The sequence below is a fragment of the Haloarcula rara genome (assembly GCF_029338235.1).
Lineage (GTDB): Archaea > Halobacteriota > Halobacteria > Halobacteriales > Haloarculaceae > Haloarcula > Haloarcula rara.
In genome coordinates this window covers 2,840,066-2,853,637 of sequence record NZ_CP119785.1, presented here as the reverse complement: position 1 = coordinate 2,853,637, position 13,572 = coordinate 2,840,066, and the positions used below count along the sequence as shown (strand labels likewise).

General features: G+C 65.2%; 15 protein-coding genes, 2 tRNA genes and 1 pseudogene. 7 read left to right on the top strand and 11 right to left on the bottom strand.

Annotation, left to right across the window (positions count from 1 at the left end):
* Positions 1-37: 37 nt before the first annotated feature.
* From P1K32_RS15215 to P1K32_RS15190, 6 genes and pseudogenes are all read right to left on the bottom strand, one after another.
* Positions 38-568: a hypothetical protein gene (locus tag P1K32_RS15215; RefSeq protein ID WP_276250539.1), complete on the bottom strand. Its 531-nt coding sequence runs from the start codon at positions 566-568 to the stop codon at positions 38-40.
* 121 nt (positions 569-689) lie between these two features.
* Positions 690-896: a DUF7563 family protein gene (locus P1K32_RS15210; protein ID WP_276250538.1), complete on the bottom strand. Its 207-nt coding sequence runs from the start codon at positions 894-896 to the stop codon at positions 690-692.
* Positions 897-1,069: 173 nt separating this feature from the next.
* Positions 1,070-1,250 (bottom strand) — tRNA-Trp (locus P1K32_RS15205).
* 180 nt (positions 1,251-1,430) lie between these two features.
* Positions 1,431-1,658: a DUF5795 family protein gene (locus P1K32_RS15200; RefSeq protein ID WP_276250537.1), complete on the bottom strand. Its 228-nt coding sequence runs from the start codon at positions 1,656-1,658 to the stop codon at positions 1,431-1,433.
* Positions 1,659-2,164: 506 nt separating this feature from the next.
* Positions 2,165-3,051 (bottom strand): annotated as a pseudogene (locus tag P1K32_RS15195) (DUF5794 domain-containing protein).
* 6 nt (positions 3,052-3,057) lie between these two features.
* A complete protein-coding gene (locus tag P1K32_RS15190; RefSeq protein WP_276250536.1) occupies positions 3,058-3,222 on the bottom strand; it encodes a hypothetical protein in 165 nt (54 codons plus the stop codon).
* 267 nt (positions 3,223-3,489) lie between these two features.
* Between P1K32_RS15190 and guaB the strand changes: the two genes are divergently transcribed.
* A complete protein-coding gene (gene guaB, locus P1K32_RS15185) occupies positions 3,490-4,974 on the top strand; it encodes an IMP dehydrogenase (protein WP_276250535.1) in 1,485 nt (494 codons plus the stop codon).
* A 43-nt stretch (positions 4,975-5,017) separates the two neighbouring features.
* Positions 5,018-5,455 carry a GNAT family N-acetyltransferase gene (locus P1K32_RS15180; RefSeq protein ID WP_276250534.1) on the top strand — a complete coding sequence of 146 codons (438 nt, stop codon included), beginning with the start codon at positions 5,018-5,020 and terminating at the stop codon, positions 5,453-5,455.
* Positions 5,456-5,457: 2 nt separating this feature from the next.
* Here the strand turns inward: P1K32_RS15180 and P1K32_RS15175 are convergent, their stop codons facing one another.
* Together P1K32_RS15175 and P1K32_RS15170 are read right to left on the bottom strand one after the other, a co-directional pair.
* Positions 5,458-5,694 (bottom strand): hypothetical protein, encoded by a 237-nt coding sequence (locus tag P1K32_RS15175; protein ID WP_276250533.1) that lies wholly within the window; start codon positions 5,692-5,694, stop codon positions 5,458-5,460.
* Positions 5,695-6,034: 340 nt separating this feature from the next.
* Positions 6,035-6,108, bottom strand: a tRNA-Lys gene (locus tag P1K32_RS15170).
* Positions 6,109-6,273: 165 nt separating this feature from the next.
* On the opposite strand from P1K32_RS15170, the gene P1K32_RS15165 reads away from it, so the two are divergent.
* Positions 6,274-7,728: a DHH family phosphoesterase gene (locus P1K32_RS15165; protein ID WP_276250532.1), complete on the top strand. Its 1,455-nt coding sequence runs from the start codon at positions 6,274-6,276 to the stop codon at positions 7,726-7,728.
* On the opposite strand, the gene P1K32_RS15160 is transcribed toward P1K32_RS15165, so the two are convergent.
* The gene (locus P1K32_RS15160) at positions 7,725-8,030 is read right to left on the bottom strand and encodes a PRC-barrel domain-containing protein (RefSeq protein ID WP_276250531.1); all 306 of its coding nucleotides are present in this window, start codon (positions 8,028-8,030) and stop codon (positions 7,725-7,727) included. The genes P1K32_RS15165 and P1K32_RS15160 overlap by 4 nt on opposite strands.
* Positions 8,031-8,151: 121 nt before the next feature.
* Between P1K32_RS15160 and P1K32_RS15155 the strand changes: the two genes are divergently transcribed.
* Positions 8,152-8,592: an SRPBCC domain-containing protein gene (locus P1K32_RS15155; protein WP_276250530.1), complete on the top strand. Its 441-nt coding sequence runs from the start codon at positions 8,152-8,154 to the stop codon at positions 8,590-8,592.
* Position 8,593: 1 nt separating this feature from the next.
* On the opposite strand, the gene P1K32_RS15150 is transcribed toward P1K32_RS15155, so the two are convergent.
* Positions 8,594-9,127 (bottom strand): DUF7504 family protein, encoded by a 534-nt coding sequence (locus P1K32_RS15150; RefSeq protein WP_276250529.1) that lies wholly within the window; start codon positions 9,125-9,127, stop codon positions 8,594-8,596.
* A 194-nt stretch (positions 9,128-9,321) separates the two neighbouring features.
* On the opposite strand from P1K32_RS15150, the gene P1K32_RS15145 reads away from it, so the two are divergent.
* On the top strand, positions 9,322-10,008 hold the full coding sequence (locus tag P1K32_RS15145) for a protein sorting system archaetidylserine synthase (RefSeq protein ID WP_276250528.1): 687 nt from the start codon (positions 9,322-9,324) through the stop codon (positions 10,006-10,008).
* On the opposite strand, the gene P1K32_RS15140 is transcribed toward P1K32_RS15145, so the two are convergent.
* Complete coding sequence (locus tag P1K32_RS15140) at positions 10,005-10,787, bottom strand: alpha/beta fold hydrolase (RefSeq protein ID WP_276250527.1); 783 nt, start codon at positions 10,785-10,787, stop codon at positions 10,005-10,007. The genes P1K32_RS15145 and P1K32_RS15140 overlap by 4 nt on opposite strands.
* A gap of 149 nt (positions 10,788-10,936) precedes the next feature.
* Here P1K32_RS15140 and P1K32_RS15135 point away from each other — a divergent pair, with 149 nt between their 5' ends.
* Together P1K32_RS15135 and P1K32_RS15130 are read left to right on the top strand one after the other, a co-directional pair.
* Positions 10,937-11,182, top strand: coding sequence for a DUF7127 family protein (locus P1K32_RS15135; protein WP_276250526.1), 246 nt, complete (start codon positions 10,937-10,939; stop codon positions 11,180-11,182).
* Positions 11,183-13,444 carry a CDC48 family AAA ATPase gene (locus tag P1K32_RS15130; RefSeq protein ID WP_276250525.1) on the top strand — a complete coding sequence of 754 codons (2,262 nt, stop codon included), beginning with the start codon at positions 11,183-11,185 and terminating at the stop codon, positions 13,442-13,444.
* Positions 13,445-13,572 lie beyond the last annotated feature (128 nt).

Genomic DNA, 13,572 nt, shown 5'->3' with positions numbered 1-13,572 from the left:
TCGGGGCAGAGATACCAGCCGAGCCGGAAGGTGTAACTCACTGCTCGACACCCCCGTCAGTCGCGAAGGCATCGAGGCCGGTCGCCTCGGTCTTGGGCGAGGTCTTGCTGGTGTCGACGCCGGCAGGGTCGTATCCCGAAATCCGCCGGGCAGACTCCTCTTCGCGGCGCTCCCGCAGCTCGGCAGCGGTCACGAAGCCATCGGAGTCACAGCACTCACAGGACTTGTCGATCTCGTCGGGCAGCCGGTCGCACCGTTCGCCATGGAGTTCGAGCCACTCCTCGCGCTGGTCCAGGCGCTGCATGATGGCCGCCCGCGGTTCCTCAAGGGGGTTCCGGGCGCCGTCGTTGTGGTCGTCGTTGGCGAGCTTCCGCTCGACAGCGCGCCACGCTCGCAGCCGTTCGACGGTCTCGATGCCGTCGATGAGCGTCCGGACCATCTCGGCACGCTGGGGGTCGGCCAGGAGGTCCCAGTCGAGCCAGCGGGCCGGGTCCTCGCCGATACGCTCGACGATGCTCGGACAGCGGAGCCGGTCGCTGGTGTCGGCAGGCTGGTTCTGTGACGGCATCTCAGACGCCTCCCGTGTCGTGGGACGGGCCAGCGACGGGCAGGCCACACCGCGGGCACAGCCCGGCCCCGTCGACGAGCTGGGCCGACTGCCCACACTCGACGACCTGACGGACCGCCATCTACACGTCACCTCCGTCAGTCGCGATGGTCTGTCCGTCCGGGTCCGTGCGCTGCTGGTAAGCCGACGAGACGCCGGCACAGTCACGGGCACGGGTCGCTGGGCTGGTGCACTCCGGACAGCCGTGCAGAACGCCGTCGTTGTCGCTCCGGGCGCGTTTGAACACCGGGGAGACGTGTGCCCCGCAGTTGTCGCACTGCGGGCTCATGGACGGCACCTCCCGTCATCGAGGGCGGGACAGTCGCGCCCGTCCTCGGGAATCACGCAGCCACAGAACTCGCAGATGAGCGGCAGCCCCTCGTCGGGGGCAATCACGCCGCTCATCGCTCATCACCTCGGTGAAGGAAGCAGCAAAAATTACTGCTACCTTTATAAACGGTATGGGGTCGGAGGGATTTGAACCCCCGATCGGCTGATATCTCCAACCAGCGCCTCGGAACTCCAGAGGGTCATCGTCGCGAGCCGGTGATCAGCCGGTCGCTCAGTATATCAGCCCTCGGATTGTCGTCCCTGGCGCGTGGCCTCTGGAGTCAGCCGCCTTCCCGGACTAGGCCACGACCCCGCACTCCGTCGTATGCCGATTAGTACTAAAGGGATTTCGATTGCGGGACGGACCGCCGCCGCTGGAAGTATCAGTCCCGAGAGACGCGAGGCGTCTCTCGACCATCGGAGCTGAAGGCTCCGCTCAGTCCTGCGAGACGACACAGGCGTCTCCCAACCCTCGCGAACGCTACGCGTTCGCTCAGTCCCGGTCGGTCTCCGACCAGTCGCACTCCTGGCACTTGTAGCCCGTGACGAACTCCAGCGCGGAGGGCATATAGCCCACCGAGAGGACGTTTTCGCCACAGTCCGGGCACTCCCGGTCGGCGTCTTCAATCGGTTCTGCGTCCATTACGCTCTCGCCTTCGATGAGTTCGGCGAGGCTCGCAGGGGTTTGCATACGCCCCTGTACCACGCGGTTGTCGGCCATACCGGAGAGCGGAGCGTCGGCCGCCTAAATCTTCCCCTCTAGCAATTCTTGCAGCGAGGCTGGCGTTGACCTATGAGGTTCTCAATCGGACTCCTGACAGCCAGAAAGTCTCCGCACCAGAACCAGGTAACGCCACTGCAAACAGCCAGAAAGCCCCGGCTGGCTGAACTCGGGGGCCTCGCTGCGGTCCTCGCTCGCTGCGCTCGCTGTGGTCCTTGTGATCTGAAAATCGCGAAGCGATTTTCATCATCCCGCGAGAGCGGAGCTCTCGCGAGGACGTCGTCCACCTTCGTTCAGCCAGCCGCCCCTTTCAGTCCCACCCAGCGCTGCTTGACCAACCGGCTACGGGTGGGACTGAAAGGGGCCATGCTCTCGACGAACCCCGGCGAAGTAAGCACCGCAGGCCGAAGGCCGAGGAGCACAGCGAGCCGCGGGAGTCGAGAGCATGGGGGCTTTCTGGCTGTCAGCACTCACGATGGAATCTCAAAAACAGGCGAAAGTCGTTCCTAGAGCCACGGCGCGCGTTCCTGGTCCGGGTCGTACTCCACTTTCGCGCCGTCGTCGGTGCGCTCGTCTGCGGCCACTCCTTGTGACGCGCCGCCGTCGGAGAACGCCGCGGTGAGATCCACCGCGTCGGGGTGGTACTCCTGGTGTCGCGTGCGGGCGTTCTCCGGGTCGAAGGATAGCAGGGCGGTGACGCCGAGTACTGCTAAGGCGACCGGGGCCTGGGTGGGGAGCAGGCCGAGCACGGAGAGTGCGAGCACGCCCAGGGCGACGGCGCTGCCAAAGCGGAACCGGTCGATGTCGACAGCGTTGCGCAGCCACGGGCTGGCGAGCGCGACCACGAGGGCGAAGGCGACACCGATACCGGCGGTCGCGGCGGCGCGGGCCAGCATCTCGGGGTTGGCCTCGACCACCAGCTCCGCGCCGGCAGGGTCGACACTGGCCAGCAGGCCCAGGCCGACGATGATGGCGGGCCGGGGAGCACCTCGCCGATGCGGGCGCTTGCGGTCTGGGCCGCGATGGCCAGGATGACGATGCCGGCGAAGCGCTCGAACGTCGCGAGGTGGACGACGCCGGCGATGGTCGGCGCGAGGGCGGCTTCGAGTATCGCCACCGGAATCAGCACGGCGCCGATGAGCAACACGGCTTTGGCCTGTTGCCGGGGCGTGCCGTCCATCTCCGCGAGGACGACTGCGACCATCGCGGAGCCACCGAAGACGAGCAGGCCGACCTCGAGCATACCGGTCCAGGTCGTAAGCGCGCCCGCGAGGACGAGCACGGGGAAGATACCGTCCACGAGCGGGAGGCCCATCACCGTCGCGAGCAGTCGGCCGCCGCGGCCGACCTGCCGCTCGATGTCGAGCGCGACCGGGTGTCTGGAGCTACTCATCGCGTGTCAGTGCTGGGGATACCCCGATTCCCCTCGGGTGGCTGCCGCGTGGTCGACACCGCCGGACTGGCGGTTCCACGTCCCGAAGCCCACCGAAAATGTGTTTGCCGACGTCGTAGCACACGGGGCTTGCCGGTCGGTGAGGTCGCTGGTGGGGTGGGAGCAGCGCATATCTATAATTAACTTTCAAAAGGGTATAAGCGTTGTGTGAGAGGCGGGACCACGCACCGTGAAACGTGGGAAATAGACACATACAACTGGACGAGTGTAGCGGGATGTCGGCAAATGTGAAAACAACCCACAAACGCACAGCCAGGGTAGGCAGGCCCTCTCAGTCACAACGTCAGACACCCCCCTCACAGCCCCTACGGTATGCGACCCCACCACAGTCCACAGGAGTCTCGCAACGTTTTTGGCCGGCGGTCATGGACGACTTACATGGCGAACGATTCCGAGCCTTTCTCCGAGAAACTCCGCGTTCCGGAGGCGCTGACCTTCGACGACGTACTGCTGCGGCCGAAAGAGTCCCGGGTCGAGCCGGACGAAGCCGACACGGCGACACGCGTCTCGAAGAGCGTCGAGCTGAACGTCCCCGTGCTCACCGCGGCGATGGACACTGTCACCGAGAGTGACATGGCTATCGCGATGGCCCGCCAGGGCGGGCTGGGCGTGCTCCACCGCAACATGGACGCCGACGAGATGGCCGCCGAAATCGAGCGCGTCAAGCGCTACGACGAGCTCATCATCCGCGACGTCGTCACGGCCCACCCCGAACAGACCGTCCGAGAGGTCGACACCATGATGGACCGGAAGGGCGTCTCCGGCGCCCCCGTCGTCGACGACGAGACCGGCGAGGTCCTGGGTATCATCTCCGGGACCGACATCCGGCCGTACCTCGAGGTCGGCGAGTCCGACGCCGTCACCGAGGCCATGACCGACGAGGTCATCACCGCCTCCGAGGACGTCACCCCGCGGGAAGCGCTCGAACTGATGTACGACCACAAGATTGAGCGCGTCCCCATCGTGGACGACGAGAACCGACTGGTCGGCCTCATCACGATGCGCGGCGTGCTCAAGCGCCGCGAGTACGACGACGCCGCCCGCGACGACGGCGGCCACCTCCGCGTCGGCGCCGCTGTCGGACCGTTCGAGGTCGACCGGGCCGAAACGGCCGACGAGGCCGGCGCGGACGTGCTCTTTATCGACTGTGCCCACGCGCACAACGCGAACGTCATCGACAGCGCCCGCGAAATAAAACAGAACGTCGGGGCAGACGTCGTCGTCGGCAACATCGGCACCAGCGAGGCCGCCGAGGCCGTCGTCGACTTCGCCGACGGCGTGAAAGTCGGTATCGGTCCCGGCTCTATCTGTACCACCCGCGTCGTCACCGGCGCCGGGATGCCCCAGATAACTGCCGTCTCACAGGTCGCCGACGTGGCCAGCCAGCACGACGTCCCCGTCATCGCCGACGGTGGTATTCGGTACTCCGGAGACGCCATCAAGGCCATCGCCGCCGGCGCGGACGCGGTGATGCTCGGCTCGTACTTCGCTGGTACCGACGAGGCCCCCGGCCGCGTCATCCAGATGAACGGCAAGAAGTACAAGCAGTACCGCGGCATGGGCTCTGTCGGCGCGATGAACGAGGGCGGCGGCGAGCGATACCTCAAAGAGGACGACGAAAGCGAGGAGTACGTCCCCGAGGGCGTCGAGGCCGCGACCCCCTACAAGGGGTCGCTCGCCTCCGAGCTCCACCAGCTCGTCGGCGGGATGCAGTCGGGCATGGGCTACGTCGGCGCCGAGACCATCCCCGAGTTCAAGGAGCGGTCGGAGTTCGTCCGCGTCTCCTCGGCCGGCCACCAGGAGAGTCACCCCCACGACGTGATGATTACGGACGAAGCGCCGAACTACAGCCCCGACAACTGAGTACCGGCACAACGTTCTCCAGCGCAGCCGCCGCAGTTTTCGTATGACCAACTACACTCGTCACGTCGGCAGTGACGCCGACACTATCTCGCTGGCCCACACTGTTAGGCGCCGGGTCTTCATAGAGGAACAGGGTGTCGAGGAGGCCGTCGAGATGGACGGCCGCGACGACGCGGCGACACACGTCGTCTTCACCGACGACGCTGACCCGGTCGCCACTGCCCGCGTTCGCTTTCCCGACCCGTCGACGGCCAAAATCGAGCGCGTCGCGGTGTGCCCCGAGTATCGCGACGAAGGACTCGGTCGCCAAGTGATGAACGTCGCCGAGTCGGCAGCCAGGGACGCTGGAGCGACCTCGGCGACGCTGCACGCCCAGGTCAGTGTCCGGGGGTTCTACGGGAAACTGGGCTACGAGTCGGTCGGCGAGCAGTTCGAAGAAGCCGGCATCCCCCACGTCGAGATGCGACGGCGGCTCGCGTGAGGCTACTCGCGGCCGACCACCAGGTACGCAAGCGGGACCACAGCACCGAGCGGGCCGAGGATAAACAGTCCCGCAAAGGTCGCTATCGCCCAGAGAGTAGCGTTGTCGTTGCCCCGTTCCGTCGCGTCGGTGTACACCCAGTAGGTGATGCCGACCGTTATGACGAACAGGAAGAACGCGATGAGGAAGATGATGAGCAACTCGGGGCCACCCGGTATCTGCAATAGTTGGAGGAGCATTAATTCTCGTTCGACATTCAGTTGAAAATGTTTTGTGGTGGGGGCGCCACCCTATCATTCGCAGGAAAACGGCCCGGAAGGGACTGAGCGAACCCGCAGGGTTTGCGAAGGTCGAGAGACGGCGTCGTCTCTCGGGATTTGAACCGTCGGAAGACGGTCGGTCTCACTTCGTTCGACCGCTGCGTCATCGGGGTTCAAACCGCTTCATAGCCGCTTTGCTCCTCACGTAGTTTCGTCGCAGAAACGGGCCGGAAGGGATTTGAACCACGGTCAGAGCGAAGCTCTTCCCTGATTCAAACCCTACTGGTGTTGTCACTGCTCACTGCCGTTCGCAGGAAAACGGGCCGGAAGGGATTTGAACCCTCGACCGACGGCTTAAGAGGCCGTCGCTCTGCCAGACTGAGCTACCGGCCCTGCGTGTATCGATTACGGAGGGGTTTGTATATACGTTTCCTTTCGGCCTGGCGGCCGGCGGTCACGTTTTCATCTTCGTGCGGGCCCAGCGACAATTGCGGTTGGTCTCGTGACAGACCGCGGAGACGGTGTAATATAAGTGTGTGCCGACCACACTGCTTGCCAATGAGTGCTGCCAGTGGCATTACGATGGCGTCGATGTCTACCTACGCCATCCTCGGGTGTGGGAGCGTGGGACACGCCGTGGCGGAGGAACTCGTCGACGAAGGGAAAGACGTCCTGATTCTGGACGCCGACGAGGGTCGCGTCGAAGCGCTCCGCGACCAGGACCTCAACGCCCAGCAGGCCGACATCGAGGACGAACATGTCGCCGAGACCGTCCACGACCGGGACGTCATCCTCATCATGTCACCGGACGTGACAGCCAACGCCGAGGCAGTCCGGAACATCCGCGCAGCCGACGGCGAGCAGTTTATCGTCGCTCGCGCGGACGACCCCGTCTCGGCCGACGAACTGACCGAACTCGGTGCCGACGTGGTTATCAACCCTTCGGCGGTCATTGCCGACTCGGCGCTCCGTGCGCTGGAGACTGGCGAACTGGAGTACAAGGCCTCACAGCTGGGCGACGTCATCGACGCCACCGAAGAGCGGATGGCGATTCTCATCCATCGCTCGCCGGACCCTGACTCTATCGCGTCGGCGGCGGCACTGCGGGCCATCGCGGAGAGTCGCGACGTCGAGGCGGATATCATCTACGAGGGCGAAATCGGCCACCAGGAGAACCGCGCGTTCGTGAACCTGCTTGGCATCGAGCTCGCCTCTCGCGATGAGGTCGAGCTGTCCGAGTTCGATACGTTCGCACTCGTCGACGTGGCGAAAGGGGGTGAGGTGAGCGTCGACGAGATCGACATCCTCATCGACCACTACGAGCACGACGAGGAGTACGACGCCGCGTTCTCCGATATCCGGCCGAACGTCTCCGCGACCTCGACGATTCTGACGAAGTACATCCAGGAGCTCGACCTCACGCTCAACCAGACCGTTGCCACGGCGCTGCTGTACGGTATTCGCGCCGAGACGCTGGATTTCAAACGCGACACGACGCCGGCGGACCTGACTGCTGCCGCCTATCTGTACCCCTTCGCCGACCACGATACCCTGGAACAGGTCGAGTCGCCGTCGATGAGTCCCGAGACACTGGACGTCCTCGCCGAAGCCATCAGGAACCGAGAGGTTCAGGGGAGCCATCTCGTCTCGAACGCGGGCTTCATCCGCGACAGGGATGCACTCTCACAGGCGGCCCAGCACCTCCTCAACCTGGAAGGTATCACCACCACCGCCGTCTTCGCTATCGCCGACGACACAATCTACCTCGCAGCTCGCTCGAAGGACATCCGTATGAACATCGGGAAGGTGCTCGCCGACGCCTTCGGCGAGATGGGCGAGACGGCGGGCCACTCGACGGACGCCAGCGTCGAGATTCCGCTGGGCATTTTCACCGGGCTGGATACGAGCGACGACAACCGCGACACGCTGCTGGAATTGACCGAAGAAGCCGTCAAACGAAAACTCTTCGAGGCGATGGGCGTCGATAGCGGCGAGGGCTCGAACGGGAACTAGGCCGGGACCTCTTCTTCGTCCGTCTCGTCGTCTGGCTGGTGGAGTCGTTCGACGATGTCGTTGACGATGACTACGTCACCGACGGCCTGGACCCAGCGGTACGGAATAATGACCCCGCGAGCGCTCCGTGCCTCTGACGAGAACAGCTCGTTGTTCAGCTGGTGCAGCGCCAGGCCCGTGACAGTCTGTCGGTCCAGGTCGAGGCGGATGTCCTCGACCTCGCCGACGAAGACCCCGTTTTTCGAATACACTTCCCGACCCACCAGCGTCGTAATCTCCTGAGGAATCTTCTCAGTTTCCATACCCCGTCTCAGTACCGGGCGGGTATTAAATGTTCATTGCGCGTCAGACGGGCGTCCTCGGTTCGGACCATGACTGCACAGTGTCCGGGGCCTTTTCACCGCTGAGACCGTAACCCGGGCGATGCCCGAGGTCAGCGTGTCCGTCGAGATTCCGGCCGCCCCCGAGACTGTCTGGTCGGTGTTGACCGACACCGAGGCCTACCCGCAGTGGAACACGCTGCTCTCGGTCCGTGGCGAGTTCACCGTCGGCGAGACCGTCGCCGTGTGGCTCTCCATCCCCGGCCTTCCGAGCGTCCCTATCGCCCCGGAGATTACGGCCGTCGAACCCGAGCGGGCGCTCCGATGGCGCTCGCGGCTGTTCGGTGTCGAGGCCGACCACGCGTTCCTGCTTGAGCCACTCGAGGGCGGTGGGACGCGGTTCGTCCAGACCGAACAGTTCAGCGGGGCGATGGCGGGCCCGGTTCTGGCCCGGTTCGAACGACGGATTCGCCGCGGCTTCGAGCAGATGAACGTCGGGCTGTCCCGCCGTGCGAGAGAACTCACAGACGACGACATCCGCTAGCTCAGCGGCGGTCCACTTCGGCGTCGACGCTCAGGCGGAGCCTGTCACAGGTCTCCTCGCCGACGGCGTCCCCGACCAGCGTATATATTCCCGTGATGGCGTGGTCCTCGGCCAGCTCCGTCAGGTGGTCCACGAACCGGACCACGCGGTCCTCCGCGGCGTACATGAGAAAGACGTTGAGGTTCTCGACGAGTAGATAGCCGTCCTCACCGAGAGCCTCGAACGCCCTGGAGAGACGCATACTCAGACCGGTGAGGTCGTCGGGCACAAGCGGGTCACAGGTCCACATCGGTCCCTCGTACTCCGTTTCGGCTCCCGAGACCGGGATGTGAGCGACGGCCGAAAGCTCTGCTCCCTCGTCTGCGAGCCGGTCGGCGACGGTCGCCGACGGCTTCGAGGAGACGACGATGACGTTCCGGGATGCGTCGGCCGGCAGGTGAGCGATCGGCGACTGCATTGACGACAGCGACAGGAGGAGCTGTGACCCCTGCTCCAGCGACAGCTCCGGCTGGAGGGTGTCTTCGTTAGCGCTCACTCCGTGCCACCCCACTCCCCGGCCCTGATGCTACTCCCCACATGGATACTACCCTTGTTGTTCAGGACTCACTCTCACGTATAAATGACTTGTGTGTACATCAATGACAATTACTGTGACATGTGGTCCAGAGCGCGTCTCGAACGGCGGTCCGCTTTCGACTCTTTCATGTAGCCGGTGGTCCACCGCCAACCATGAGCTTCAGGGTGCATCGCCGACTCAGCCGGGCCGACGCCGTAACGCTGTGTAACGCGGTCGTCGGCTTCGCCGCCGGGGTCGTGGCATTTACCGACCTCCACCTCGCCGCGCGGCTCATCCTGCTGTCGGTCATCGTCGACGCGCTCGACGGTATCACGGCCCGTAACGGGGAAAGCTCCGACGTGGGGCCGCTCCTCGACTCCATCACTGACGTGCTCTCGTTCGGTGTCACGCCGAGCCTGTTCGTCTACGTCGTATTGCGGTCGACCTACGGCGCGGTCGGCGAGCCGCCCGCGCTCGTCTCCGTCGGTCTGCTCGCCGTCGCCTCGCTGTACGCCGTCTTCTCCATCCTCCGGACGGCCTTCTATACGACCTACTTCGACGGCGCCGAGGAGCGACCGGGGATGCCCAACTCCCTGGGGGCGATACTGCTGGCGACGGCCTATCTGGCCGGTATAACCGGCCCCGTTGTTATCACGGTGGGTGCGGCCGTGCTCGCGGTCGCGCAGGTTTCGCCCTTCGATTATCCCAAGCCCGGCGTCAAAACGGTGGGGCCGATGGGTGTCGTCCTCTTCGGGGCCGTCGTGGTCCCGACCGCGCTCGGTCGGGCGTTCCCGCGGCTGATGCTCGCCGTTGCGCTCCTGTTTTTCGCCCTGGGCCCGCGCTACTACTGGGCCGACTAAGCCCCGAGCACGTCCGCGAGAAACCCCGCGACGACGCTGTTGAACGCCGACGGCCGCTCCAGCATCGCCAGATGCGCGGCGTCGGCCACGACGGCGAACTCCCCGAGTGGAAGCTCCCGGGCGAGAGCCTCGTGGTCGCTCCTGGGGGCCAGTCTGTCGTGTTCGCCACACAGCGCCAGCGTCGGCGCATCGATGGCCGAAAGTCGGCCAGTCACGTCGAACCGGTCGCAGGTCTGGAAGTCCCGGCGGGTGACGCGGCGCCCGACAGCGCGGAGCTGGTCCCGAGAGGGGCTACGCAGTGACTCGTCGTCGGTATGAAAGAGCCGGTCGCGCCCGTGCAGAAAGTCGACAGCCCGCTCGAAGTCGTCCTGGAGCCACGCCAGTAGTCCGTCGAAGACGGGTAACGCTGGGCCGGTCCCCGAAAGAACGAGCGCGTCGGGCCGCCAGTCGGCCTCCAGAGCGACCCACTGGGCGACTGCGCCCCCGAGTGAGTTGCCCACCAGCACGTCGGCGTCGGTCGCGCGGGCGACGGCGGCGACATCTTCGGCGTACGCGTCGAGCGTGTCGCTGCCCGGGACAGTCGCGACGTCCTCGGAGTCGCCGTGGCCGCTCAAATCGAGCGCGACGGCCGGGTGTGCCGGTCCCTCGGGTCGGTACTGGTGACTCCAGAGCCGATGTGTCCCACCGCTCCCGTGGACGTAGAGCGCCACCGGACCAGACCCGTCGCCGGGAGCGTTCCGGTAGGCCGTGGTCCGCCCGTGGTGTGCGACTGTGTCCATACACGCATCTACGCAAACACAGCGAATAAAAACACCCGAGTCATACGCCCACGGTGTGAACCGCATTCAAGCAACTAACCTAGAATCGCCGCTATAGGGTGGTTCTAGGCGATAGATTTATATACTTATCGCACTTACCTATAGTTAGCATGAACACAGACCAACAGTTGTTCGACGAGATGTCCGTCCGCCGATTCGAGTACGACGACCACGTCGTGCTCGCTGCGGACGTGGGCGTCGCCGACGACACCACCGTGGACGTCGTGGACGACACCGTGATTCTCGTCACCGGTGACGAGCAGTACGAACAGCCCCTGCCCGACCAGAGCGACGCACGGGCGTTTATCAACAACGGCGTTCTCACTATCGAACTGTCAGACGAGGAGGCACACTAGATGAAACTCACAGTCAAACCCCTCAAGCAGAAAGACGCAGGACGCGGCCTCGCGGCCATCGACCGGGCCGCCATGGACGAGATGGACCTCGAGAACGGTGATTACATCGTCCTCGAGGGCAAGAACCGCGCCGTCGCCCGCGTGTGGCCGGGCTACCCCGAGGACGACGGCAACGGCATCGTCCGAATCGACGGCCAACTCCGCCAGGAGGCCGGCGTCGGCATCGACGACTCCGTGACCGTCGAGAAGGCCGACGTCAAGCCCGCGACCAGCGTGACCGTCGCCCTGCCCCAGAACCTCCGGGTCCGGGGCAACGTCGGGCCGATGATTCGCAACAACCTCAGCGGCCAGGCCGTCACGCAGGGCCAGACCGTGCCCGTGAGCTTCGGCCTCGGGCCGCTCTCCTCGATGTCAGGCCAGAAGATTCCGCTGCGAATCGCCGAGACGGCTCCGTCCGGAACCGTCGTCGTCACCGACTCGACGGAGATTCAGGTCAGCGAGAAGCCCGCCGAACAGATACGCGAAGGCGAGGGCGCGGCAAGTCCCGAGTCGCCCGACGTGACCTACGAGGACATCGGCGGCCTGGACGACGAACTCGAACAGGTCCGCGAGATGATCGAGCTGCCGATGCGCCACCCCGAGCTGTTCCAGCAACTGGGCATCGAACCGCCGAAGGGTGTCTTGCTTCACGGCCCGCCGGGGACCGGGAAGACCCTGATGGCGAAAGCCGTCGCAAACGAGATAGACGCGTACTTCACCACCATCTCCGGCCCGGAGATAATGTCGAAGTACTACGGCGAGAGCGAGGAACAGCTCCGTGAGGTCTTCGAAGAGGCCGAGGAGAACTCCCCCGCTATCGTCTTCATCGACGAAATCGACTCCATCGCGCCCAAGCGCGGTGAGACCCAGGGCGACGTGGAACGCCGCGTGGTCGCCCAGCTGCTCAGCCTGATGGACGGGCTCGAGGAGCGCGGGCAGGTAATCGTCATCGGCGCGACCAACCGCGTCGACGCCATCGACCCGGCGCTGCGCCGCGGTGGCCGCTTCGACCGCGAGATAGAGATCGGCGTCCCGGACAAGGAGGGCCGCAAGGAGATCCTCCAGGTCCACACCCGCGGGATGCCCCTCTCCGAGGAGATCGACATCGACAGCTACGCGGAGAACACCCACGGCTTCGTCGGCGCCGACCTCGCCACGCTCACGAAGGAGTCGGCGATGAACGCGCTCCGGCGCATCCGCCCCGAGCTCGACCTCGAATCGGAGGAAATCGACGCCGAAGTGCTCGAGAAGCTGGAGATTGCCGACGACGACGTCAAGGACGCGATGAAGGGTATCGAGCCCTCCGCGCTACGCGAGGTCTTCGTCGAGGTCCCCGACGTCACCTGGGACTCCGTCGGCGGACTCGAGGACACCAAAGAACGGCTCCGCGAGACCATCCAGTGGCCCCTGGAGTACGGCTCCGTCTTCGAGGCGATGGACCTCAATGCCGCCAAGGGCGTCCTGCTGTACGGCCCGCCGGGCACGGGCAAGACCCTGCTCGCGAAGGCCGTTGCTAACGAGGCCCAGTCGAACTTCATCTCGGTGAAGGGGCCCGAACTGCTCAACAAGTTCGTGGGCGAGTCCGAGAAGGGCGTCCGCGAAGTGTTCGCCAAGGCCCGGGAGAACGCCCCCACGGTGGTGTTCTTCGACGAGATAGACTCCATCGCCGGCGAGCGTGGCGGCGGCCAGACCGACTCCGGTGTCGGCGAACGGGTCGTCTCCCAGCTGCTGACCGAGCTCGACGGTATCGAGGAGATGGAGGACGTGGTCGTCGTCGCGACGACCAACCGGCCGGACCTCATCGACAGCGCACTCCTGCGCCCCGGTCGCCTGGACAGGCACGTCCACGTTCCGGTGCCCGACGAGGAGGCCCGCCGGGCCATCTTCGCGGTCCACACCCGCGACAAACCGCTGGCCGACGGCGTCGACCTCAACAGTCTGGCCCGCCGGACCGACGGCTACGTCGGCGCCGACATCGAGGCCGTCTGCCGCGAGGCGTCGATGGCCGCGACCCGGGAGTTCATCAACAGCGTCGACCCCGAGGACATCGGTGACTCGGTCGGAAACGTCCGCGTGACGATGGACCACTTCGAGCACGCGCTCGACGAAGTGGGCCCCAGCGTCACCGACGAGACCCGCGAGCGCTACGACGAGATCGAACAGCGCTTCGACACCGCCGAACCCGACCTCGAAGAGGACAAGGTCGGACGGACGTTCCAGTAGTACCTTTTTTTACGGCTCGGGTGTCCTCGCGGCGCTTCGCGCCGCTGTGGGCACCTCTCGCCGTAAAAATCTACGCTAAAAAAAGGCTGCCTCAGCGGGCGACGCCCGCTTCGGCAGTGAACCGCGCT